The 22,137-nt window shown below is 71.1% G+C and carries 28 protein-coding genes and 1 pseudogene; 19 read left to right on the plus strand and 10 right to left on the minus strand.

Features of this window, described 5'->3' with window-relative positions:
* The first annotated feature begins 211 nt into the window (after positions 1-211).
* Together glmU and glmS are read left to right on the plus strand one after the other, a co-directional pair.
* The gene (glmU, locus tag ACFE86_RS04945) at positions 212-1,588 is read left to right on the plus strand and encodes a bifunctional UDP-N-acetylglucosamine diphosphorylase/glucosamine-1-phosphate N-acetyltransferase GlmU (protein WP_375454208.1); all 1,377 of its coding nucleotides are present in this window, start codon (positions 212-214) and stop codon (positions 1,586-1,588) included.
* A 213-nt stretch (positions 1,589-1,801) separates the two neighbouring features.
* Positions 1,802-3,628: a glutamine--fructose-6-phosphate transaminase (isomerizing) gene (gene glmS, locus ACFE86_RS04950; RefSeq protein ID WP_375454209.1), complete on the plus strand. Its 1,827-nt coding sequence runs from the start codon at positions 1,802-1,804 to the stop codon at positions 3,626-3,628.
* A gap of 22 nt (positions 3,629-3,650) precedes the next feature.
* On the opposite strand, the gene ACFE86_RS04955 is transcribed toward glmS, so the two are convergent.
* Positions 3,651-4,220: an ATP-dependent Clp protease proteolytic subunit gene (locus ACFE86_RS04955; RefSeq protein WP_375454210.1), complete on the minus strand. Its 570-nt coding sequence runs from the start codon at positions 4,218-4,220 to the stop codon at positions 3,651-3,653.
* A 478-nt stretch (positions 4,221-4,698) separates the two neighbouring features.
* Here ACFE86_RS04955 and ACFE86_RS04960 point away from each other — a divergent pair, with 478 nt between their 5' ends.
* From ACFE86_RS04960 to ACFE86_RS04985, 6 genes are all read left to right on the plus strand, one after another.
* Positions 4,699-5,124, plus strand: a complete 426-nt coding sequence (locus ACFE86_RS04960) for a helix-turn-helix domain-containing protein (protein ID WP_375454211.1) — start codon at positions 4,699-4,701, stop codon at positions 5,122-5,124.
* A gap of 91 nt (positions 5,125-5,215) precedes the next feature.
* The gene (locus ACFE86_RS04965; protein WP_375454212.1) at positions 5,216-5,695 is read left to right on the plus strand and encodes a CHRD domain-containing protein; all 480 of its coding nucleotides are present in this window, start codon (positions 5,216-5,218) and stop codon (positions 5,693-5,695) included.
* Positions 5,696-5,759: 64 nt separating this feature from the next.
* Positions 5,760-6,098 (plus strand): hypothetical protein, encoded by a 339-nt coding sequence (locus ACFE86_RS04970; protein WP_375454213.1) that lies wholly within the window; start codon positions 5,760-5,762, stop codon positions 6,096-6,098.
* 110 nt (positions 6,099-6,208) lie between these two features.
* Positions 6,209-7,129 carry an aldo/keto reductase gene (locus ACFE86_RS04975; protein WP_375454214.1) on the plus strand — a complete coding sequence of 307 codons (921 nt, stop codon included), beginning with the start codon at positions 6,209-6,211 and terminating at the stop codon, positions 7,127-7,129.
* On the plus strand, positions 7,119-7,859 hold the full coding sequence (locus tag ACFE86_RS04980; protein WP_375454215.1) for an NADPH-dependent F420 reductase: 741 nt from the start codon (positions 7,119-7,121) through the stop codon (positions 7,857-7,859). The genes ACFE86_RS04975 and ACFE86_RS04980 overlap by 11 nt, the downstream gene beginning before the upstream one ends.
* Before the next feature lie 313 nt (positions 7,860-8,172).
* On the plus strand, positions 8,173-9,558 hold the full coding sequence (locus ACFE86_RS04985; RefSeq protein WP_375454238.1) for an NTP/NDP exchange transporter: 1,386 nt from the start codon (positions 8,173-8,175) through the stop codon (positions 9,556-9,558).
* 28 nt (positions 9,559-9,586) lie between these two features.
* On the opposite strand, the gene ACFE86_RS04990 is transcribed toward ACFE86_RS04985, so the two are convergent.
* The gene (locus ACFE86_RS04990) at positions 9,587-9,739 is read right to left on the minus strand and encodes a hypothetical protein (RefSeq protein WP_375454216.1); all 153 of its coding nucleotides are present in this window, start codon (positions 9,737-9,739) and stop codon (positions 9,587-9,589) included.
* A gap of 236 nt (positions 9,740-9,975) precedes the next feature.
* Between ACFE86_RS04990 and ACFE86_RS04995 the strand changes: the two genes are divergently transcribed.
* The 7 genes from ACFE86_RS04995 to ACFE86_RS05025 all read left to right on the plus strand — a co-directional run bounded on the left by ACFE86_RS04995 (position 9,976) and on the right by ACFE86_RS05025 (position 14,351).
* On the plus strand, positions 9,976-10,383 hold the full coding sequence (locus ACFE86_RS04995; protein WP_375454217.1) for a hypothetical protein: 408 nt from the start codon (positions 9,976-9,978) through the stop codon (positions 10,381-10,383).
* Entirely contained in the window at positions 10,380-10,784 is a 405-nt protein-coding gene (locus ACFE86_RS05000) for a hypothetical protein (protein WP_375454218.1), read from the plus strand. Before ACFE86_RS04995 ends, ACFE86_RS05000 begins: the two co-directional genes overlap by 4 nt.
* Positions 10,785-11,052: 268 nt before the next feature.
* A complete protein-coding gene (locus ACFE86_RS05005; RefSeq protein ID WP_375454219.1) occupies positions 11,053-11,421 on the plus strand; it encodes a DUF2934 domain-containing protein in 369 nt (122 codons plus the stop codon).
* Between the two features lie 166 nt (positions 11,422-11,587).
* Positions 11,588-12,883 carry an MFS transporter gene (locus tag ACFE86_RS05010; protein ID WP_375454220.1) on the plus strand — a complete coding sequence of 432 codons (1,296 nt, stop codon included), beginning with the start codon at positions 11,588-11,590 and terminating at the stop codon, positions 12,881-12,883.
* Between the two features lie 112 nt (positions 12,884-12,995).
* The gene (locus tag ACFE86_RS05015; protein WP_375454221.1) at positions 12,996-13,286 is read left to right on the plus strand and encodes a hypothetical protein; all 291 of its coding nucleotides are present in this window, start codon (positions 12,996-12,998) and stop codon (positions 13,284-13,286) included.
* A 4-nt stretch (positions 13,287-13,290) separates the two neighbouring features.
* Entirely contained in the window at positions 13,291-13,971 is a 681-nt protein-coding gene (locus ACFE86_RS05020) for an HAD family hydrolase (protein ID WP_375454222.1), read from the plus strand.
* 170 nt (positions 13,972-14,141) lie between these two features.
* A complete protein-coding gene (locus tag ACFE86_RS05025) occupies positions 14,142-14,351 on the plus strand; it encodes a hypothetical protein (protein ID WP_375454223.1) in 210 nt (69 codons plus the stop codon).
* 94 nt (positions 14,352-14,445) lie between these two features.
* Here the strand turns inward: ACFE86_RS05025 and ACFE86_RS05030 are convergent, their stop codons facing one another.
* The 4 genes from ACFE86_RS05030 to ACFE86_RS05045 form a co-directional block, all read right to left on the minus strand.
* Entirely contained in the window at positions 14,446-14,763 is a 318-nt protein-coding gene (locus tag ACFE86_RS05030) for a hypothetical protein (RefSeq protein WP_375454224.1), read from the minus strand.
* 142 nt (positions 14,764-14,905) lie between these two features.
* The gene (locus tag ACFE86_RS05035) at positions 14,906-15,286 is read right to left on the minus strand and encodes a DUF6481 family protein (protein ID WP_375454225.1); all 381 of its coding nucleotides are present in this window, start codon (positions 15,284-15,286) and stop codon (positions 14,906-14,908) included.
* 310 nt (positions 15,287-15,596) lie between these two features.
* Positions 15,597-15,806 carry a cold-shock protein gene (locus tag ACFE86_RS05040; protein WP_375454226.1) on the minus strand — a complete coding sequence of 70 codons (210 nt, stop codon included), beginning with the start codon at positions 15,804-15,806 and terminating at the stop codon, positions 15,597-15,599.
* A gap of 317 nt (positions 15,807-16,123) precedes the next feature.
* Positions 16,124-16,453, minus strand: a complete 330-nt coding sequence (locus tag ACFE86_RS05045) for a hypothetical protein (protein ID WP_375454227.1) — start codon at positions 16,451-16,453, stop codon at positions 16,124-16,126.
* Between ACFE86_RS05045 and ACFE86_RS05050 the strand changes: the two genes are divergently transcribed.
* On the plus strand, positions 16,452-16,592 hold the full coding sequence (locus tag ACFE86_RS05050) for a hypothetical protein (RefSeq protein WP_375454228.1): 141 nt from the start codon (positions 16,452-16,454) through the stop codon (positions 16,590-16,592). The genes ACFE86_RS05045 and ACFE86_RS05050 overlap by 2 nt on opposite strands.
* A gap of 82 nt (positions 16,593-16,674) precedes the next feature.
* Here the strand turns inward: ACFE86_RS05050 and ACFE86_RS05055 are convergent, their stop codons facing one another.
* Both ACFE86_RS05055 and ACFE86_RS05060 read right to left on the minus strand, forming a co-directional pair.
* Positions 16,675-17,088 carry an EF-hand domain-containing protein gene (locus ACFE86_RS05055; protein WP_375454229.1) on the minus strand — a complete coding sequence of 138 codons (414 nt, stop codon included), beginning with the start codon at positions 17,086-17,088 and terminating at the stop codon, positions 16,675-16,677.
* Between the two features lie 263 nt (positions 17,089-17,351).
* On the minus strand, positions 17,352-17,597 hold the full coding sequence (locus ACFE86_RS05060; RefSeq protein ID WP_375454230.1) for a hypothetical protein: 246 nt from the start codon (positions 17,595-17,597) through the stop codon (positions 17,352-17,354).
* A gap of 198 nt (positions 17,598-17,795) precedes the next feature.
* On the opposite strand from ACFE86_RS05060, the gene ACFE86_RS05065 reads away from it, so the two are divergent.
* Together ACFE86_RS05065 and ACFE86_RS05070 are read left to right on the plus strand one after the other, a co-directional pair.
* A complete protein-coding gene (locus ACFE86_RS05065; RefSeq protein ID WP_375454231.1) occupies positions 17,796-18,296 on the plus strand; it encodes a peptide deformylase in 501 nt (166 codons plus the stop codon).
* A 52-nt stretch (positions 18,297-18,348) separates the two neighbouring features.
* Positions 18,349-18,771 carry a hypothetical protein gene (locus ACFE86_RS05070; protein ID WP_375454232.1) on the plus strand — a complete coding sequence of 141 codons (423 nt, stop codon included), beginning with the start codon at positions 18,349-18,351 and terminating at the stop codon, positions 18,769-18,771.
* 80 nt (positions 18,772-18,851) lie between these two features.
* Here ACFE86_RS05070 and ACFE86_RS05075 read toward each other — a convergent pair whose 3' ends face one another.
* Both ACFE86_RS05075 and ACFE86_RS05080 read right to left on the minus strand, forming a co-directional pair.
* On the minus strand, positions 18,852-19,031 hold the full coding sequence (locus ACFE86_RS05075; RefSeq protein ID WP_375454233.1) for a hypothetical protein: 180 nt from the start codon (positions 19,029-19,031) through the stop codon (positions 18,852-18,854).
* Between the two features lie 185 nt (positions 19,032-19,216).
* A complete protein-coding gene (locus tag ACFE86_RS05080; protein WP_375454234.1) occupies positions 19,217-21,343 on the minus strand; it encodes a TonB-dependent receptor in 2,127 nt (708 codons plus the stop codon).
* Between the two features lie 333 nt (positions 21,344-21,676).
* On the opposite strand from ACFE86_RS05080, the pseudogene ACFE86_RS05085 reads away from it, so the two are divergent.
* Positions 21,677-22,137, plus strand: a pseudogene (locus tag ACFE86_RS05085) (PAS domain-containing sensor histidine kinase); the annotation flags it as partial.

Below are 22,137 nucleotides of genomic sequence, written 5' to 3' on the forward strand. Positions count from 1 at the left end.
TTCGCAACGATCACGCCTCCTCTACCATCCCCGCGCCTGAACCCGGGGTTAAAGGCGTCGGCCACGCCGCGCGCCGAACCAGTTCGCTGGGCGGCACGGCATTTTGCGTGGCGCGCGCGATCGGCTAACGCATCCCCGAACGCGGCCGTGCGCAGAGACTTAAGGCGGGCGGCCCGTCGGCGACGGCGACGCGCCCCGAGGAGTCCAGGCGATGACCACAGCAGACGATGTGCGGCGCAGCCTGACGGCGATCGTGCTCGCGGCGGGCAAGGGCACGCGGATGCGTTCCGACCTGCCGAAGGTGCTGCACCGGCTGGCCGGCCGGAGCATGCTCGGCCACGTGCTCGCCGCGGTCCAGGCCGCGGGCGCCGCGCGCATCGCCGTGGTGGCCGAGCCCGGTCGCGACGACGTCGCCCGCGAGATCGCCGCGCTCGCGCCGGGCTCCGACGTCTATCCGCAGGTCGAGCGCCTCGGCACGGCGCACGCGGTGCTCGCCGCCCGCGCGGCGCTGGGGGCGGGCGACGACGTGATCGTCGCGTTCGCCGACACGCCGCTGGTCAGCGGCGAGACCCTGGCGCGGCTGCGCGCGCCGCTGGCCGACGGGGCCGCCGTGGCGGTGCTCGCCTTCGAGACCGACCATCCGGAGGGCTACGGCCGGGTGCTGACCGAGGGGGGGCGGGTGCTGGCGATCCGCGAGGAGAAGGATGCGAGCCTCGACGAGCGCCGGGTGCGCCTGTGCAATGCCGGGCTGATGGCGCTCGCGGGCGCCCACGCGCTTTCGCTGCTGACGCGGATCGGCAACGACAACGCAGCCGGCGAGTACTACCTGCCCGACGCCGTGGCGCTGGCCGTCGGCGACGGCCTGCCCGTCGCGGTGGTGCCGGTGGCGGAAGCGGAGGCGCAAGGGGTCAACGACCGGATGCAGCTCGGGGTGGCGGAAGCCGCGATCCAGGCGCGCCTGCGCCGCCTCGCGCAGCTCGGCGGCGCGACGCTGATCGCCCCCGAGACGGTCTTCCTCAGCCACGACACGATCCTCGGGCGGGACGTCCTGGTCGAGCCGCACGTGGTGTTCGACACCGGCGTGCGGGTCGACGACGGTTGCGTCGTCCACGCCTTCTGCCACCTCAAGGACGTGCGGCTGGAGGCGGGCTCCCGCGTCGGCCCGTTCGCGCGCCTGCGCGGCGGCGCGGTGCTGGAGCCCGGCGCCGCCATCGGCAACTTCGTCGAGGTGAAGAACGCCCGGCTCGGCCCCGGCGCCAAGGCCGCCCACCTGACCTATCTCGGCGACGCCGAGATCGGGGGACGCGCCAACATCGGGGCCGGCACTATCACCTGCAACTACGACGGCGTCTCGAAGCACCGCACGGTGATCGGCGCGGGCGCCTTCATCGGCTCGAACGCGGCGCTCGTCGCCCCCGTCAGCATCGGCGCCGGCGCCTTCGTCGCCTCGGGCTCGGTGATCACCGAGGACGTGCCCGACGGCGCGCTCGCCGTCGCCCGCGGGCGCCAGGCGGTCAAACCCGGCTGGGCGGAGACCAAGCGGACGGCGCTGAAGGCGGACAACGCAGCTCGACCCGTAAAACCTTAACCAAGCCTGGGGTTTGTCGCAGGACCTTCGAGTCCACGGTGAAGGACTGCGCCGGTCCTCCTGTCGCGCCGCGCGCCGCGAATCCGGTCGGGGCTGGCCCTGCGCCGCCTCGATCCGATACAAGCCGGGGCCACGGCGGCCACCCGACGGTCCCCTGGGCGCCGGGGTGCCGCCTGGCGGCGAAGCGGTTCGGCGACACGAGAGACATCCACCATGTGCGGCATCGTCGGCATCGTCGGGAACGGAGCGGTGGCGGGCCCGCTGGTCGAGGCTCTGCGCCGCCTCGAATACCGCGGCTACGATTCGGCCGGCATCGCCACGCTGGAGCACGGGCGGCTGGAGCGGCGGCGGGCGTCGGGCAAGCTCGTCAACCTCGAGGCGCGCCTGCGCGAGGCGCCGCTCGGCGGTTCGATCGGCATCGGCCACACCCGATGGGCGACGCACGGGCGCCCGAACGAAACCAACGCCCACCCGCACGCCACCGCGCGGCTCGCCGTCGTCCACAACGGCATCATCGAGAATTTTCGCGCGCTGAAGGCCGAGCTCGAGGCGAAGGGCGTCCGCTTCGAGAGCGAGACCGACACCGAGGTCGTGGCGCAACTCGTCAGCCACGCGATGGACCAGGGCCTCGGCCCGGTCGAGGCGGTGGCCGAGACCCTGCCGCGCCTGCGCGGCGCCTTCGCGCTCGGTTTCCTGTTCTCCGGCTACGACGACCTGCTGATCGGCGCCCGCCACGGCGCGCCGCTGGCCATCGGCTACGGCCGGGCCGAGACCTATCTCGGCTCGGACGCGCTCGCGCTCGCGCCCTTCACCGACGCGCTGACCTACCTGGAGGAGGGCGACTGGGCGATCCTGTCGCGCGAAGGCGCCGAGATCCGCGACATCCACGGGACCACCGTCGCGCGCCCGCGCCAGACGATCGCCACGCAGGCCTACCGGATCGACAAGGGCAACCACCGCCACTTCATGGCGAAAGAGATCCACGAGCAGCCGGAGGTGGTGGGGCGCACGCTCAGCCACTACGTCGACCTCGCCGCCGGCCGCGTCGCGCTGCCCGAGGCCCTGCCGTTCGACTTCGCCAAGCTGACCCGCATCTCCATCACCGCCTGCGGCACCGCCTTCTATGCCGGGCTCGTCGCCCGCTACTGGTTCGAGCGGATCGCGCGCCTGCCGGTGGAGATCGACGTGGCCTCGGAGGCCCGCTACCGCGAGGCGCCGCTGGAGCGCGACGGGCTGACGCTGGTGATCTCGCAATCGGGCGAGACCGCCGACACGCTGGCCAGCTTGCGCTACGCCAAGGCGCAAGGCCAGCACACGCTCTGCGTCGTCAACGTGCCGACCTCGACGATCGCGCGGGAATCCTCCGTCGTGCTGCCGACGCTGGCCGGCCCCGAGATCGGGGTCGCCTCGACCAAGGCGTTCTCCTGCCAGCTTACCGTGCTGCTGTGCCTGGCCATCGCCGCGGGGCGGGCACGCGGCACGATCGACGCCGCGGAGGAGCGCCGCCTCGTCGACGCGCTGATCACCGTGCCGGGCCTGATGGCCGACGCGCTCGGCCGCGAGGGCGAGATCGAGGGCCTCGCCCGCGAGCTCTCGAAGGCGCGCGACGTGCTCTATCTCGGCCGCGGCACCAGCTACCCGATGGCGCTGGAGGGCGCGCTGAAGCTGAAGGAGATCAGCTACATCCACGCGGAAGGTTACGCGGCGGGCGAGCTCAAGCACGGCCCGATCGCACTGATCGACGAGAACGTGCCGGTGATCGTCGTCGCCCCCCACGACGCGGTGTTCGAGAAGACCGTGTCGAACATGCAGGAGGTGGCCGCCCGCGGCGGCCGGATCGTGCTGATCGGCGACGCCAAGGGCGCGGCCGAGCACGGCCTCGACACGATGGCGACGGTGACGATGCCAGACCTCGACGCCACGGTCGCGCCGATCGTCTACGCGGTGCCGATCCAGCTCGTCGCCTACCACACCGCCGTCTTCATGGGGAAGGACGTCGACCAGCCGCGCAACCTCGCCAAATCCGTGACAGTGGAGTAGGCGGCCGGCGAGCCCCCCGGCCTCAGATCACGGCTTCGATCAGTCCGAGCGTCCGTGCCTCCTCGGCCTCGATGTACCAGTTTGACGGCGCGCGCTGCAGCACCTCGTCCATCGTCACCTGCGACCCGTGGACGAGGTTGGCGAAGCCCTCGTTCTGGATCGCGATCGAGCACTCGATCTCGTGCAGGGTCGCCCTGACCGTGGCGATGCAGGTGGTGAGCGGGCCGTTGATCGTCAGCTCCTTGGCGAGCTTGCGCTCGTGGATCATCAGCCGGGTTCCCCGGGTGAGGTAGCGGTTGTGCCGGGCAAAGAAGCTCATGAAGGTCGTCCCGGCCGAGTAGATCGCCGCCTTGCCGAGGAAGACGTAGCGGTGGTCCGGGTTCATCGCGCTCCGGAAGCGGATGTCCTCGCCCATCATCCGCGCCACCTCCGGATCGCCGCCCAGCGTGGTCAGTTCGACGATGACGCGGTTCTCGTGCGTGGCCTCGGTGAGCTGCCGCCGAAAGTCCCGGTACATGTCGTCATCGACCGTTCCGGCGAGGAGGATGACGGGGGCCTTGAAGGCGGAGGCCGAAAGCGTCGTCGTATCCATGAAGGCTCCTGGCCCGGGGATGGGGTGACGGTCCGCGTGCCGGGCCCCACAACCCCTCGCACAACCCCGTGCCGGGCCGTTCGTTCATGCCGAAGGGGCTTGGTCACCGAAAAGCCCGGTGAGCGTTCGCGCCGCGGCCACGCGCTCCGCCGGGGACAGGACGGCCGAGGAGATGCCGGCGTCGAGGCCCGATGCGCTCGGCCGACGCGCTCGCCGCGAGCCGGAGAATGGCCGGGGCCGGCGCATCCGTGCGGGAAGAGGGGGCCGCCGTCCGCATAAGGATCTCATAAAGATCGGACGGGTCCGTATTAGGCCGGACGCGAGTTCGATCCTCGGAGGAAGTGTGGTTTTCCGGCAGGACGGGGCGGATTTATGCGTCGCCGGATGCATCTAACGATTGCATTTCTGTTGTGCACGGTTCAATAGCGCATCATCGGCATCCCCGACCGACCCCGACGGCTCCGGAGCAGTCCCGATGATGAGGAAGGCGGAACAGAAGAAACCCACCGGTGCCGACCACAGCGTCGGCAGCCGCATCGCGCTGCTGCGGACCGCCCGCGGCATGAGCCAGACCGCCCTCGGGCAGGCCCTCGGGGTCAGCTTCCAGCAGGTCCAGAAATACGAGAAGGGCCGCAACCGGGTCGGTGCCGGCCGTCTCCAGACGATCGCCGACCATCTCGGCGTCCCGGTCTCGACCTTCTTCGAGGACGAGTCCGACGAGGCCCGGCCGCTCGACGAATCCGCGAGCCTGTCCTTCCTCGGCCTCGCCGGCGCCGCCGAGTTGCTGAGGGCCTACGCCGCGATCTCCGACGCGCAGATGCGGCGCGACGTGCTCGCGGTCGTCAAGTCCGCCGCCCGGCTCGCGCGGGCCGGCGACCCGGCCGGGGTCTCCGACGCGGCCTGAAGCCGGCCGGGCCGCGCTCGCCGACAGGCCGTGATCCGCCTATCTTCCCGAGCGCGGCCCATGCCGGGCTCGCCCAGAGAGGGAGGATTCGATGATCCGTACCGTCCGCAGCGGCTTTGCCGCAAAATCGCCGGCCGCAAAATCGCCGGCCGCACTGAGCCTCGCCGCCATCGCGCTGTCCGCCCTCGTCTCGGGCGCGTCGGTTGCCGCCGAGGGCATGGCGTACACGGCCGCGATGACGGGCGCGAGCGAGGTGCCCGCCAACGACGCCAAGGGCACCGGCGCGGTCAGCGCGACCTACGACCCGGCGAGCAAGACGCTCACCTGGAAGGGTAGCTATGACGGGCTCACCGGCCCCGTGACGGCCGCGCATTTCCACGGTCCCGCCGCGGCCGGCGACAACGCCGGCGTGCTGATTCCGGTGACCGCCGCGGCGAGCCCGTTCGAGGGCTCGGCCAAGATCGACGACGCCAAGGCCGCCGATCTCGCCGCGGGCAAGCTCTACGTCAACATCCACACCGCCGCGAACCCGAAGGGCGAGATCCGCGGACAGGTGATGCGGGCGCCGTAGCCCCTTTCCGGCGCGCCCCCGCTTCTGTAGGCCGCTCGCCACGGGCGGCATGCGGAGGCGGGCGGTGAAGCAGGTGGAGGCCATCATCGCCTGGACGCCGTCGCGCTGGGCGGACCTGCGCCCCGACACCGCGGGGCAGGTCGCGGTGCTGCCGTTGCCCGACGCGGACGGCGCGGCCAAGCGGTTCATGATGCGCGCCGGCGCGCGTTCCCCGGCCCTCCACGACCTGTCGGAGGAGGGCCGGATCGCGCGGCTGTTCATCGACTTCCAGACCCTGGTGGTGCGCGACGGGCTCGACCCGCAGGCCGTGCACCGGGCGTTCCTCGCCATCGACGAGTACCGCTTCCGCATCGCCCCCGACACGGAGGGCGCGGAGTTCGAGGACCCGCCGGAGGAGGATTGACGGGTTCGATCGTCGCCTGCCAACGGCGTCGTGATCGGGAAAAAGCCGGCGCCGCGCCGGCGCCGCCCTAACTGACATCCGGCCTGCCTCGCGCCACGGAGCCTCCCTCGATGCCCCCTTCGCCTCATGGCCTGTCCCGCCGCGCCCTCGTCGCCGCCGCGGGCCTGATACCGTTCGCCCAGACCCTCTCCGCCGTGGAGGCGGGGCTGATCCGCCGGCCGATCCCATCGTCCGGCGAGATGCTGCCGGTGCTCGGCATCGGCACCTCGCGCCGCTACGAGGTGGAGCCGACGCCCGACAAGATCGCGCCGCTGAAGGAGGCCGTCGAGCGATTCGTGGCGCTCGGCGGCTCGGTGATCGACACCGCCCCGAGCTACGGCACGGCGGAGGAGGTGCTCGGCTTCATCCTCCCCGAAGGGTCCTTGCGCGAGAAGGTGTTCCTGGCAACCAAGGTGGACACGACGGGCAGGGCGGCGACGCGGGCCGAGTTCGACCGCTCGCTGACGCGGATGAAGGTCGGGACCATCGATCTCGTGGCGGTGCACAACCTGATCGACACGGCCGAGAACCTTGCGGTGCTGCGCGACCTCAAGGCCGAGGGCAAGATCCGCTACGTCGGGGTCACGGTCTGGCGCGACGGGCAGTTCGACGGGCTGGAGGAGGTAATGCGCCGCGAGACCCTCGACGCGATCCAGGTCAACTACGCGATCGACAACCGCGAGGCCGCCGCGCGCATCCTGCCGCTCGCCGCCGACCGCGGGCAGGCGGTGATGGTCAACGTCCCGTTCGGGCGCGACCGGCTGTTCAAGGCGGTGCAGGGCAAGGCGGTGCCCGACTTCGCCAAGGGCTTCGGCTGCGCGACCTGGCCGCAATTCTTCCTGAAATACGTCCTCGGCCATCCGGCCGTGACCTGCCCGATCCCCGGCATGGCCAAGGCGGCCTACGTCGAGGACAACCTCGCCGCCGCCCGCGGACGCCTGCCCGATCCGGCCGAGCGGAAACAGATGGAGGCCTTCATCGATGCGCTCTGACCTCTTGGACCTCACCCGTCGCGCCGCGCTCGTCGCCGGCATCGCGTTCCTGAGCGTGCCCGCCATGGCGCAGGAAACACCCAGAAAGATCCGGATCGGCGTGATCGGCTCGGGCAACATCGGCGGCACGATCGGCACCCTCTGGGTGAAGGACGGGCACGAGGTGATGTTCTCCTCCCGCCATCCCGAGAGCCTGAAGCCGATGATCGAGGGCCTGGGCGACAAGGCCAGGGCCGGCACGCCCGAGGAGGCGATCGCCTTCGGCGACGCGGTGTTCGTGGCGGTGCCCTACAAGGCCTATCCGGAGCTCTCGAAGTCCTACGCGGAATCGCTCAAGGGCAAGGTCGTGCTGGACGCGGGCAACGCCACCAAGGCGCGCGACGGCGAACTCTACGACGAGGTCCAGGCCAACGGCATCGGCGCGACCTCGGAGAAGTACTTCCCTGGCGCCAAGCTGGTGCGGGCGTTCAACGCGGCGAGCTCCAAGGTCTTCGCCAAGGCGGGCGCCGACGGCGGCAGGGACCGGGCGGGCGGACGCATGGCGATCCCGATCGCCGGCGACGATCGGGCCGCCCTGACGGTCGCCGAGGGCCTGGTGCGCGATGCCGGCTTCGACCCGGTGGTGGTCGGCGGCCTCAAGGATGCCGCCAGGTTTGCCATGGGCTCGCCCGGCTTCGGCCACGAGCAGACCGCGCCGGAACTGCGCAAGACGCTCGGGCTGACGCCGTGAGGGCGGTCGCGACGCGACGCCCGTTCCGCACGCGGGTCCCTGCCGGACGCGCGTTCCCTCCCCCCTCTGCGGGGGAGGGTGGCCCCCGTGAGGGGGTCGGGAGAGTGGCGGCGCGGCGGTGGCGAATATGGCTGGCGGCACCACCTCTCCGGCTGCGGCGTTCCCCTCTCCCGACCCCTGCCGACGCAGGGGCCACCCTCCCCCGCGGAGGGGGGAGGGCGTGCGCGACGTTCGTTCCCGCGCGATCCGTGGAGACGACAACTCCCGAACGGATGAGGGGAGCCGGGTCCGCGACCGGGCCGAACGCCCGATGATGCCTGCCTCAAGGCCCGCGGCGGCGGCCGCGTCCGAAAACCCCTTCGCCCGCCTGATCGGCGTCCGGCCCGGGGAGGGGCCGGCGCTGGCGTGGTCCTGGGCCTACATCTTCTCGATCCTGGCGGCCTATTACGTGCTGCGGCCGATCCGCGACCAGATGGGGGTGGCCGGCGGCATCGAGAACCTGCCCTGGCTGTTCACAGCGACGCTCGTCGGCATGCTCGCGCTCAACCTGCCCTTCGCATGGCTGGTCAAGCGCATGCCGCGGGCGCGCTTCGTGCCGCTGACCTACCGCTTCTTCGCGAGCAACATCCTGCTCTTCGCGCTGACGCTCTACCTCGCGCCGCCGGACTGGGAGGTGTGGATCGGGCGGGTGTTCTTCGTCTGGCTATCGATCTTCAACCTGTTCGTGGTGTCGATCTTCTGGGCGACGATCGTCGACGTGTTCTCGACCGAACAGGGCAAGCGCCTGTTCGGCTTCATCGCGGCGGGCGCGACGCTCGGCGCCATCGCCGGCTCCGCCACCACGGCGCTGCTCGCCAGGAACGTGCCCACCTGGGGCCTGATGCTCTGCGCCGTCGTGCTGCTGGAGGCGGCGGTGTTCAGCATGCGCGGCCTCGCCCGGCTCTCGGAGCGCCTGCGGCAGGCGCCGTCGGCCGGGACCGGGCAAGGATCAGGGCAAGGAACTGGACAAGAGACCGGACAGGGAACCGGTCACGTGATCGGCGGCAGCGTGTTCGCCGGCATCACCCGGACGCTGGCCTCGCCCTACCTGCTCAACATCTGCCTGTTCCTGCTCCTGTTCTCGGTGACCTCGACCTACCTGTATTTCGAGCAGGCCGGCATCGCCAAGCGCAGCTTCCCGGACCGCGCGGCGCAGACCGCGTTCTTCGCCAGCGTCGACCTTGCCGTGAACGTGCTGACGCTCGGCGTGCAGGTCTTCCTCACCGGCCGCATCGTGGCCCGCCTCGGCGTCGGGCTGACGCTGGCGATCCTGCCCGCGCTCAGCATCCTCGGCTTCGCGGCGCTCGCGGCTTTCCCGACCATCGCCGCGATCGTCGGCTTCCAGGTGCTGCGGCGGGCAGGCAACTTCGCGATCAGCCGGCCGATCCGCGAGGTGCTGTTCACGGTGGTGGCGCGGGAGGACCGCTACAAGGCCAAGAGCTTCATCGACACGGTGGTCTACCGGCTCGGCGACCAGCTCGGCGCGTGGTCGTTCACCGGGCTCGCGGCTCTGGGCCTCGGCTCGGCCGCGGTCTCGCTGGTCGCGGTGCCGCTGTCGGCGGCGTGGCTCGCCAGCAGCCTCTGGCTCGGGCGGGCGCAGGAGAAACGGCACGCGGCCGCCGTGAGGGACGACGCGTCGGGTTACGCCGACGGGATCTGATAAGCGTCGCGGGCGTCCGGTCCGTGCCTCAGCGGCGTGCGCGAACCCGGACCGGCCTCGGAGCAGGCGCACCCGCCTCGCGGACCGCCAGCGCCAGGGCGGTCGCGCCGACCAGCGCCCATCCGGAAGGAGCTTGGCCGAGCACCTGCCCCAGTCCTTCGACAAGCCCGAGGATCGTCATGGAACCGCCCTCCGAATCGCCCCTCAAGCTGGCCGGGCGAAGGTTGACGAAAGGTTAACGCGGCCGTGTCGGCGGCGAGGCGGGGGATGCCGGGGACAGGGCGCCGCCGGTGTGGGGGATCGATCCGTCGCGGTCCCGCGGGAGCCGTTCCGCCCCGCAATCGTTAAGCCGTAATTAACCGCGATGCTTCGATCCTCCGGCGGACGCGGTCAAGCCCGAGGGAGGCTCTTGAGGGCATGAGGTGCCGTTCCCATCGGTCGCTCCTGCTCGGCCTGGCCGCGGGCTGCGTCGCCTCGGCGAGCCCGTCCGCCTCGGCGCAGGAGCCGCTGTTCCTGCGCATCCGGCCGGCGGGCGCCCCCCTCGGCGCTCTCGTGCCGGAGATCGGCGGGTCCGGCCGCTCGGAGGCCGAGATCGCCCGGGCCGCGCGCGAGGCGGTGTGGGAGCGGAGCGCCGTGCGCGCCCGGCTCGCCATCGCCTCGGTCTGCACCGGCTGCCTCGGGCCGGCGCCGCCGCACCCGCCCGTCAGGCCCCCCGCTCCGATGCCTGCAAACCCGCCGGACGGCGCGCAGATCGCGCTCGTCCCGCCCGAACCGTCCCCGGCGGGGCCGCAAACCCCGCAGCCATCGACCCGAGGTGATCCATGACCCAAGCCCATCCGACCAGCGGCGCCGAGCCCGATGCGGCCTGCCCCGTCTCCCTGGAACTCCTCGGCGCGGTCTACCGGGCCGACGAGTACGACTTTCCCGAGATCGTCGAACGCATCGCGCCGCTCAAGCGCGCGCAGCTCGCGGCCTACCTTTACGGCAAGAGCCACATGCACCAGCTCGGCCTGAAGGTGGCTCGCGCCTGCGAGCGCGAGGACCTGATCCGCGCCGCCGGCGAGGTCGGTTCGGTGATCCACGGGCAGGCGCACCTGAAGCCCGCCCCGGCGCCGGCCCCGGTCGTCGAGGCCGGGGCGCCGAAGCCGAAGAAGGTCAGCCTCGGCGGCGCCCCGAAGAAGATCAGCCTCGGCGGCGCCGCCGCCAAAGGGCGCAGCTTCGATTGAGGCGCAGCCGCGATCGATCCGGACAGCCGTCGGGCAGGCGTGACGGCGCGTCGCCGCCGGTGCGGCGGACGCCTTCAACCGGCCCGGTGGCAGACCGCCCATGAGGGCGGCTGCAAGCTCCGGGCGGACGCGCGCCGGCTGTCGAACGGGTGATCCGACGCGCTGGACCGCGCGGGAATCCCGGTGCTTTCGCACCGCAAAATCCCGTTAACCGCGTCTTAACCGTGCGCTTCCATCGTTTCCCCGGGACAGCGACGGGAGACGGGACATGGACCTCATCGAGCATCGGGTGCGCGAGCGCGCCTATTACATCTGGGAAGACGAGGGCCGCGTGCACGGCCGGGCCGACGCCCACTGGCTGCGCGCCGAGGCCGAGGTCGTCGCGCCGGCGATCCTGACCGTGCAGGCTGTCGCCGAGGCGAGCCTCGCCCCGAGCCCGGCCAGGACCCTCAAGCCGAAGGCCGCGCGCGCCGCCAAGGCCGCCGTCGCGGCAGCGCCGGGCGAGGTCGCCGCGAAGGTCGCCGCCAAACCCCAGCCGAAGGGCGCCACGCCCAAGGCCCCGAAGGCCCTGGCCGCTGCCGGGCTCGCCAAGGCGAAGGGCGCCCGCGCCTCCGCGACGGCCGCCGGCCTGCACTGAGCCGCATCGCAAGACCCCGATCGACCGCAAGAGCCCGCCCCTCGCCGAGGGGCGGGCTCTTGCCGTTGCCGAGGCCGGGCTTTTGCCGTTTCGGATACCGCGCGCTTCGGGATATGCGGTCGCACCGACGCGATCGGCGGATCTCGGAACGAAGGACCCGGCGCGCATGCCACACGAGATCGCGCGGGGCGGTTCGGGCAAGCCCTCCCTGCTCAGCCACCTCGCCGACCGCCGCATCGCCGCGATGCTCGGCCTCGGCTTCAGTTCCGGCATCCCGTTCCTGCTGGTCTACGTCACGCAGTCGGCGTGGCTGTCGGAGGCGCGTGTGCCGATCGGCATCCTCGGGCTGCTGAGCGAACTGACGCTCGCCTACAAGTTCAAGTTCCTCTGGGCGCCGTTCCTCGACCGCTACGACGCCCCCGTCCTCGGCCGGCTCCTCGGGCGCCGCCGCGGCTGGATCGTCGCCTCGCAGGCCCTGGTGATGGCGACGCTCGCCGGCGTCGCCTTCGGCGATCCGGCGCACTGGCTCGCCTGGACGGTGGTGTTCTCCCTGGCGCTGGGATTTGCCGGCGCGACGCAGGACGTGGTGATCGACGGCTGGCGCATCACCGTGGCGCCGCCCGAGCGCCAGGCGCTGATGTCGTCCGTCGCCGAGGTCGGCTGGCGGGTCGGCAACCTCGCGGCCGGCGCCGGCGCGCTCTACCTCGCCGACGCCTACGGCTGGCGCGCCGCCTATCTCTGCATGGCCGCCCTGATGGCGCCGGGCATGATCGCGGCGCTCATGGCGCCGGAGCCGGATTCCGACAGGCACGCCACGCACCACCACGCCGGCTTCGTCGAGACCGTGGTCGCGCCGATCCGCGAGCTGGTCGCGCGGCTCGGGCCGATGGCGGTGCCGATCCTGCTGATGGTCGCGGGCTTCCGCATGCCGGGCTACGTGTCGAGCGCGATGGCGATGCCGCTGTTCAAGAGCCTGCACTACTCCAACACCGACATCGCCACGGTGACGAAGCTGTTCGGCTTCGGCGTCGCGCTCGGCGGCACCTTCCTGGCGAGCTTCGTCGTGCCGCGGATCGGCATCCTGGCGAGCCTCGTCGTCGGCACCGTGTTCGGCTCCGCCTCGCACCTCGCGCTCGCCTACCTCGCAATCCACGGCGGCGACGGCGGCGGGGCGTTCTGGACCTTCGCCGTGGCGGTCGGCATCGACAGCTTCGCCTACGCCTTCGCCTCGATCGTGCTGATCACCTACATGTCCTCGCTGGCCTCCACCGAGCACGCCGCGAGCCAGTACGCGCTCCTGACCTCGCTCTGCGCGCTGCCCGGCAGCCTGCTCGCCGGCACGTCCGGCTTCGTCATCGAAGCGACGGGCTTCGCCTGGTTCTTCGTCGCGACCGCGCTCATCGGCGTGCCGGTGGCGGTTTTATGCTGGTACGTCTGGCGCACCGTTCCGCGCACCGCCTGACCCCCGAGGCGCGGAACGGGGGCGAACCTGTGCCGTTGTCCGGGGAGAAGCCTTCGCCGGCCAGGCTGCGCGGGACGCCGTCGCGCCCGGGCCCGACTCGCACGAGGACGCCATGACGCTCCCGAAAGCCTTCCTTCTCGCCACGCTGCTCGCCGTCCCGGCCGCGGCGCAGGCACAGGTCCACCGCGACCGGCCGGCGGCGGTCCCACCCGGCGCTACCAGCCCGATCGCCGCCGATGGGCGGGCGCCGTGGAACGCGGCCTGGGCCTACGATTCCGGCGGCGACAACGATCGCCACCCGGAACTGCCATATTATCAGCAGGGCCGCGGCCAGCAGACCGGCGGCCCCGCCCGCAACCTGCTGCCCGACGACGGCCTGCGCCTCGTCCCGATCCCGCGCTGACGCCATGAAGGCCGTGATCTTCGACATCGACGGGACGCTGCTCGACAGCGTCGACCTGCACGCGGCGGCCTGGGTCGAGGCCTTCCGCCATTTCGGCATCGAGACCGACGGGCGGACGGTGCGGAGCCAGATCGGCAAGGGCAGCGACGAACTGATGCCGGTCTTCCTGTCGGAGACGCAAATTCGGGAGCAGGGCGAGGCGATCGCGGCCTACCGCTCCGACCTGTTCAAGGAACGCTATCTCGACCGGGTGAAGCCGTTTCCGGGGGTCCGCGCCCTGTTCGAGCGCCTCCGCGCCGACGGCACGACGATCGCGCTCGCCTCCTCCGGCAAGCGCGCGGAGGTGGAGCGTTACCAGGAGATCCTCGGCATCGCGGATCTCGTCGACGTGGCCACGAGCGCGGACGACGCCGAGCGGTCCAAGCCGCATCCGGACATCTTCCAGGCGGCGCTGAAGCGGCTTCCCGGCATCGCCCGGGAAGCGGTCGTCGTGGTCGGCGACACGCCCTACGATGCCGAGGCCGCGTCGAAGGCCGGGCTCGCGACGGTCGGCGTGCTCTGCGGCGGATTCCCCGAGGCCGACCTGTCGGCGGCGGGCTGCATCGCGATCTACCGCGATCCGCAGGACCTGCTCGAAGGCTACGCCTCTTCGCCTCTGGCAGAACGCAAGACGCCCTCGGCTTGAATGCGACGCACGCCTCCGGTCATCCCCGCATTCCCCGCATGCGTGTGGCCCGGAGGCGACGCGGTCTTGCGCCGGCTGTGGAACGGTCGTGGAAAGACTGGCGCTGGCGATGCGGAAGGCGTAGCTCCCGCCCGGCAGTTTCTGGATTCCTCCGAGGACGAGGGCGGATCATGCGGCAGACGGCCGAGACCAGCGTGCAGGACTGGAACCCAGGCATCGACAAGCCGCTCCACGAGCGGATCGCGGAAGCGGTTCAGAGTCGCGCCACGCCGATCAGCCAACTTTTGCGCCTGATGGCGGCGCTGGACGCGGAGGCCGGTGCCAACGAGAACCTGCGCCTCCAGCTTCGCGCGCGAATCGGGGCGCCGCTCGGGGCCTGATGTCCCTTCCCGACACGGTCCGTGCGCCTTCGGGGAGGCCAAGCTAAGGACGCTGGTGCAGGTCTCCACGCCAAAGATGCGTGGCCGGCATGCGTCAGGGCTGGACCCAGAGACAGGTGGGCTCGCCCCTTATAGCCAGACACTCGAACGGCGCGCCGCCGATCATCGCACGATGCTCGACGGCCCCGACATCGGCGCGGGGGACCACTTTGCAGCCGGGCCCTCCCGCATCGGCATGCGCCAGGGGCCCCGCCTGACCAGGCGCGACCGCCATGAGCAGGCGCAGCGACACCAGTGTCCCGCAGGCCACGGCCGGACGGTTCTCCTGCCCGGTCGATCGACCGTTCCCGTCCTCAGACCCTTGCGCGAAGGCGGGCGCGCCGCAGGTCAGCGCGAGGACGGCAAGGAGCATCCGTACGGGCACCCCGTCGTACCTGCCCAGGGTCCGCCGGCAGCGCGTCGGTTCCGGGAAACGGCGACGCCGTCCGTTGCGAGCGGACGGCGCCATGTCGGGCGTTCGGCATGATCGCGGGATGGGCATGGCGCGCGGTCCCTCAACGCTTGCCCTTCACCTTCGCCTTGCGGGCGGCGTAGCGCGCATCGCGCGATTCCTTCTTGGCGGCGAGTTCCATCGCCTTGCGCTCCTGGAGCGCGGCGGCCTCTGCAGTCTCGCGGGCGATCTGGGCGGCGAGCTCGGCCTCTTCGCGGATGCGCTTCTCTTCCGCGGCCCGCTTCTCGGCGGCGATGCGGGCGGCTTCGCGCTCGCGGATGCGGGTCTCACGGGCCTGGACGAGTTCGGCGCGGGCCTTGGCCTTCGCGATCATCTCAGGGTCGTCGGCAGGCGCGCGCGCCTTGAACTTGGCGAGCAGCGCGGCCTTGGCGTTCGCGGAATTCTGGCGGCGGTCGTCGAAACTGCGATAGTCGAATGCGCTCATCTGACCTTTCTCGTACGGTGTCTCACTTCGGGGTTTCGGGAACGTCCCGGTCGGATCAATCCGCGGGACGGGGGCCGGGGGAACGGGCCCGCTCGGAACGTGCGTTCCGCGTCGCCGCGGATCGGAAAAGCCAATGCCGGAGGCGCCGCCGCCGTGCAACCTGGATTGCGGCAGAGGCGGGACGCGTTTCGCGGCAAGCGTGGTCGTGCGCCCAGAAATCCGGCGACGGATGCGGAAATGCCGCAGCGCGCGGGTCGTCGGGCCCGCGCGTCCCCGAACAAGCGCGTGCGGGGACGCGGAGCGCGCGCCTTTAGACGGCCTGGAGGTTGCCGGCCGACTGCTTGCCGGTACGCCGGTCGTTCTCGATCTCGTAGGACAGCTTCTGGCCCTCGATCAGGTTGCGCATCCCGGCGCGCTCCACGGCGGAGATGTGGACGAACACGTCCTTGCCGCCGTCATCCGGCTGGATGAAGCCGTAACCCTTGGTCTCGTTGAACCACTTCACGGTGCCCGTGCTCATGGCGCCTACCTCCGTCGTATCGATGCGTTGAGCCTGCCGGCCCGAGCGGCTGTCCACGCGCGGGCATGGGCGAGGCAGGTTGATGTCGAGATGGAATGTCAGTCGAAGCGACGCCCTTGGAAACAGGCTTAAGGGACAGCGGGCGGAGCGACCCGGCGAAGGCCGGCAAGCATCGACGCAAGGCTGGAGTTAGGTCGCGCGCGGGCTCCTGACAAGAGTCCGGGCGATCGTCGCCGCGAACCGGCGGCCGTCGCTCCGGTTGCCGAACCGGCGGCGGCGCGGATCGGGGAGCCCGGGCGCGTCTCGGGAGGCCGTCGTCAGTGGCAGATCAAGCCGGCTTTCTTGGGCCCGATCGCCCGCGCGAGGCGGCGGCCGACATGGAGCATCCCCTGCTCGATCAGCGCAAGGGTGAGCGGGTCCTTGTCGGCCTTGGCGTATTCGTAGGCGACGATCAGGCCGTCCGCGATCCCAGCGAGGAGGCCGATATCGTCGATCGCCCCCTCGGCCAGGGCGTCGGCGACCGAGGCGGTGCAGCGATCGCGGATGACCTGCCAAGCCTCGATCGCCTTCCGGGTTTCCACGATCGTCTCGCGCATCTCGGCGACGAGCGAGGGCGGCCCGGGAATCTCAGGATGTTCGATGCCCATGGCCAAAAACACCTCCTGCGACGCGATCAATTTGCATCTTCAGGTTGAGATCCGTCAACAGCTTTCACACCATCGGTTTGCCGCACCTGTTGCTGCGCGATGGGACGGCGTGCGGGCGGTTCTCGGCTCGGAGCGATGAAACGAAAGCGAGCCGCCCCAGGCCGTGGGGCGGCTCGCACCGAAGGGTGGACGACGATCTTTGAGGAGAGGACCGAAGGATTCTACTTGATCAGCATCAGGAGCGCCTTGCCGGCCGGCGACTTCAGTTCCTTGGCCTCCAGCACGCCGTCGCCGTCCGGATCGGCGGCCTTGAAGCGGTCGGCGACGGCGGCGAGGTATTCCTTCTTGTCGATGGTGCCGTCGCCGTCCGGATCGGCCTGCTTCATCCCGGCCTTGCCCAGGCGGCCCTTGAGCTCCTTCGTATCGAGGGTGCCGTCGGCATCCTTTTCGAGACGATCGAAGGTCGCGGACGCCGTCGCCTCGATCTCCTTCATGTCGACGGTGCCGTCGTTGTCGGTATCGATCATCCTGATCGCGGCGGCGCCGCTCATCGGCTTGGCCCACGCGACCGGCGCCGCCAGGGCTGAGGCCACGATGGTGAAAACGGCCACGTTACGAAAAAGATGAACGCGCATTGTCGGATTCTCCAATCGATATGGTTCTAACACACCGTCTTAACACAATCTTCTTCCGACAGGCGGGTATCCGCCTTCGTCGGGAATCGCCCCAAGACATCCTCCGATGCGCACCATCGCGCGTCGCGCCCGAACCCTTCGCGGGGCCCGCCATCGCCGCAGACCTGCGAACGCCGTTCGAGCGGGGCGACGCGGATCGGACAGGCCGCATGAAAAGGGGCCGGTCGCCCGGCCCCTTCCCGTGTCGTCGTCGCAGCGATCGCTCAGTAATCGTTGCCGCGGCGGCGCATCCCGCGGCGATCGTCGTAACGCTCGGTGCGATAGAGGGCGCGGCGATCACCGTCGCGGTCGCGGCGATATTCCCTGCGGCGGAAATCGCGCTCGCGCTCGCCGCGGGACCGCAGGTCGACGCTCGGGCCGCCGGGACCGATGTCGATCCGCTGGGCGGCGGCCGGGGCGATGCTCGCTACGGAGGCGGCCAGCATGGCTCCGATCAGAAAGGTCTTCATGGGAATCTCCTTCAAACGTTCCGATGCCAACACCGCGCCACCGCGATCGTTCCGCTTTTTTCCGCCCCACCGCCGCGATCAGCCACCTGCGAGACCAGGACATGCGCAGCACATCCGCGCCTGCGTATCGCAGACACGCGAAACCGATCGTGCCAGACAAGTCACGTATCGACACCTCCAGCAGGAAAAGCTTGTCTGATGGTCGCGCGCCCATTGATCTTCTACCCGGACCCGCGCCTGAACCTGTGCGCCGAACCGGTCGCCGCCTTCGATGCGACCCTGCGCACGCTGGCGCAGGACGTGACCGACACCCTCGACGCCGCCGCCGCCGCCGGGCTGACCGCCCCGCATGTCGGCGTGCTCCGGCGCCTCGTCGTGTTGCGGCCCGTGCCGGGCGGGCCGGCCACGGTCTACGTCGATCCCGAAATCGTCGACCGCTCGCCCGAACGCGCGGCGGCGCGCGAGGGCAGCGTCTCGATGCCGGGCGTCTCCGAGGTCGTCGAGCGGGCGATCTCGATCCGGGTGCGGTTTCGCGACCTCGACGGCGTCGCGCGGGACGCGACGGCCGAAGGCTTCTGCGCGGCCTGCCTCCAGCACGAGATCGACCAGCTCGACGGCATCTTCTGGACCGCGCGCCTGTCGCGCCTGCGCCGGGAGCGCGTGCTGAAGCGGTTCGCCAAGTTGCAGGCCCGACCTTGAGCCCGCCGCCGAAGCCTCATCGGCGACGCGCCCGGCCATGGTAGGGGAGGGGATGCGCTTCGCGATCCTGCCGACCCTGCTCGCCGCCGTCCTGTCCGCAGCGTTTCCGCGGCCCGCATGCCCCCAGGTGTCGGCCAAGCCCGCCCCGAAGGCCGCGCCCGCGGTGCAGGGCCCGGTTTCGGCCCCGGTGATCGGTTGCCCATCCCTGGCGAACTACCGCCTCCTGCGGCGTGAGACGGCCGGGGCCGCCGCCGCGGCGCGCCTCGCCGACCCGAAGGCGGACCACCTCGGCTGCGTGGCGTTCCCACGGGACCGCGTCGCGGCGCTCGCCGACCACGTCGCGCTCGGGGGCGAGGCCTACGACTGCCTCAGCCTGCAGGGCACCGCGGTCTGCCACTGGACCGCCGCCGGCACCGTGAGCCCGCCCGCCCGCACCGCGCCGAAGCCGCCGCCCGCCGACAGGACCCGGCGCTGATGCCGGGCTAGACGGGGCAGGCCGCCGCGGTCGTCGCGTTCTGACCGGCCGGCGCCCGCCGAAGCTTCGGCGGGCGCCGGTCAGTGCTCCGTGCCGGGGCGGTTGGGGCGCGGCGCCTCACCGTGGTTCTCGGTGAAGCTCGAGCGTGCGGGATCGCCCTTGGACTTGGCGACCCGCCCGCGCATGACCACGGCGGCAACGATGACGATCACCAACGTCGTCACGGCGAGGCCGATAATCAGGTACTCATTGCTTGGCATGGGAGCGCCCTCAGAACCATCGTTCACCGGACATCGCGCGGGCGGCGATAAAGTTCAATCCGGTCGATCGGCGCCCGCGTCGGCAAGCCGGCGCGGCGCTTCGGCGAAAAGGCCAGGGAAGAGGAGAGCGCCGTCGCGAAGCGGTCGATGCCCGCGTGATCCGCGCGCCGCCTCCGTCCGCGTCGTCAGAACCGCGCGGTCAGGAACACCCGCACGTTGCGGCCCGGCAGCAGGATCTCGTCCTTCTTGAACGAGGCCGCGTTGCGGATGTCGTCGTCGAGCAGGTTGCGGCCCTGGAGGCCGATCGTCACCTCGGCCGCACCGTAGACCGTCGGATCGAGCGACCGGGTGTAGCTCACCTCCGCGCGCAGGTCGTCGTAGCCGGGCGTGTCCGTCTCGAAGGCCGCGATCTCGGTATGCGCGAAGGCGTGGAGTAGGTTCACCCGCGCGAACCAGCCGTCGGCGCGCACGAACACGCCGCCGCCGAGGCGGTAGGGCGGGATGCGCGGCACGTTGGTGCCGTCGTCGAACTGCGCGCGCACGACGTCGAACTGGCCCTCGACGCCGAACCAGCCGTTGCCGACCGGGATGGCGTCGAATTGCGCCGCGATCTCGGCGCCGTAGAAGGTCGCGTTCTGCTGGCTGTAGACGATCTGCCGGTTCTCGGTTCCCGCGCCGCAGGAGGCGAAGTCGTCGTCGCACAGCAAGCCGGTGTAGTTGCGGTAGATGAAGCCGGTGTAACGGGTGACGTAGCCGGTCGCGTCGAGCCGCAGCGGCCCGTCGCCCTTGCGGAGACCGACCTCGACGGTGCGGGCCCGCTCCAGCTTCAGGTTCGGATTGCCGATCTCGAAGGTCGCGGTGGCGTCGTGGGGGCCGTTCGAGAACAGCTCGTAGGAGGTTGGCCCGCGCTCGACGTAGGAGCCGTTGAGGCTCGCCACGAAGCCGTAGGGCAGGTCCTGGAGCGCGCCGACGCTGGCGCTCTTGGGCGCGAACCGGCGCGTCAGGGCGTATTGCAGCGGGTCCTGGCCCGGCACGGGCAGGTAATCGCCAGGGAACCGCGTCGCGGTGCTGTTCAGGCGGTCGCCCTCGATGCGGCCGGCCGCCTGCACCCGCGTGCCGGGCCGCAGTTCCAGCTCCTCGAACAGGTAGACCGCGTTCGCGCGCGACTCGGCCGGCGGCACGAAGGACTCCAACTGGCTGTTGAGCACGCGCCGTCCGGTCTGGAAGCCGAGCGCGCCGGTGAGCCTGCCGAAATCGGTGAACACCGGCACGTGCTGCAATTCGATCCGCGCCTCCGCCTCGCGGTTCTTGAAGATCGCCTGGATGCCCTCGACCCCGTCCCCGCCGATGCCGATCTCGTCGTGGCGGTAGACCGAATAGCCGGCCCAGTACCGGATCACCTCGAGGGGGCCGTCGAGCGGGCGGTACTCGCCGCGCGACGTCACCTTGTCCTGGTTCGGATCGAGCCGGGTGCGGTTCTGCTCCGCCACCCCGCCGGGGATCGCGTAGAGGCTGTCGTAGTGGCTGAACGAGACGCCGACGAAACCGTGGTCGCCGATCGCCGAGATGCCGACCGCGCCGCCCTGCGACGCGGTGTAGGAATTGCGCTGGATGCCGCCCGGGATCGCGTAGCTGTCGTTGGCCGTCTTGAAACCGTCGGCGTGGACCGCGATCCCGTCGCCGCCGGCATCGACGGTGGCCGCGCCGAGCCGTCCGTTGTCGACGCTGGAGAAGCCGCTGGTGACCTGGCCGGAAGAGCCGCCCGCCGGGATGAAGGTCGGGACCCGGTTGTTCTCGGACGAGACCACGCCGCCGATCGAGCCGGAGCCGTAGCGCAGCGTCGCGGGGCCGCGGATCACCTCGATGCGGTCGGAGACCAGCGGGTTGATCGGGACCGCGTGGTCCTCGCCGAGGTCGGAGACGTCGCCGATGACGACGCCGTTCTCCTGGATGCGCACCCGCGCGTTGTCGAGGCCGCGGATGATCGGCCGCGAGGCGCCGCCCGGCGCGTAGGTCGAGGACGAGATGCCGGGCCGGTCGAACAGCGCGTCGCCGAGCGTGCGCGGCTGATCGCGGGCGATCTGCTCGCGGGTGACCACCGTGACGGGCGCGTAGGTGTCGGTCACGACCGGCAGCACGCCGGTCGGGACGTTCACGGTGGCGACCGGCCGGCCGGTCGCAGGCTGGATCGGACTGGGCGAGGTGACGCTGAGTTCCCCGAGCGTCACGGACGACTCCGCCTGCGCCGCGCCCGGCAGGAGGGCAAGACCCAGCGCCGGGCCGCCCCAGAAACTCGCCCGCCTGCGCCGCATCGCATCCCCTCACACCACGTTATAATGTTTCATCACCTATCTGTTACATGATAACAAGACACAACCTGATGCGCTCGATCGTGCCGGAAAGGCGTTGCGGCGCGGCAACAGGTGCGATCGCCGGGCGGAGGGGGTGACGCGTCGCCGATCAACCGGATGAAAGGCCGGCCGCCCCGATTTCGTGCTCCCGCGTCGTCCGGGCCGGGATCGTCCGGCGCCGGGTCCGAGCACCACGGTTGCCTGCCGCGCGGCGGGGCGTCTCACCGGCGGCGCGGAACGGCCGATGCCCGATCCGTAATAATTCCGCCACACTGTTGTGGCCCGGCATCAGCCATGCCGTTTCTGCGATCCAGGACTTCGGAGGTGCCGTCCGCTGGCCCCGATGCCGTCGGTGCCGCCGTCCCGGATGCGATGTGGGCCGGCCCGCGCGGGCCCGGCTGGGTCGGGGCGGCCGTGGTGGTCACCGCGCTCGTCTCGGCGATCGCCACCTTCCTGATCCTGGCCGGCGTCATCCGCGTCACGCCGACGCCGGCCATCGGCGTGACGCTGCTGGCGATCAACGTCGCGCTCGTGCTCGGGCTTGCGGTGATCATCGCCTGGGAGGCGCGGGTGTTCCTGCATGCGCGCCGCGCCAACGCGGCGGTGGCGCGGCTCCACACCCGCATCGTCGGCCTGTTCTCGCTGATCGCGATCCTGCCCACCATCCTGCTCGCCGTCGTCGCCTCGGTGACGATCGACCGCGGCCTGTCGCTCGGCTTCACCGACCGGGTGCGCGACGTGGTGCTGAAATCCGT

Source organism: uncultured Methylobacterium sp. (assembly GCF_964244095.1).
GTDB lineage: Bacteria > Pseudomonadota > Alphaproteobacteria > Rhizobiales > Beijerinckiaceae > Methylobacterium.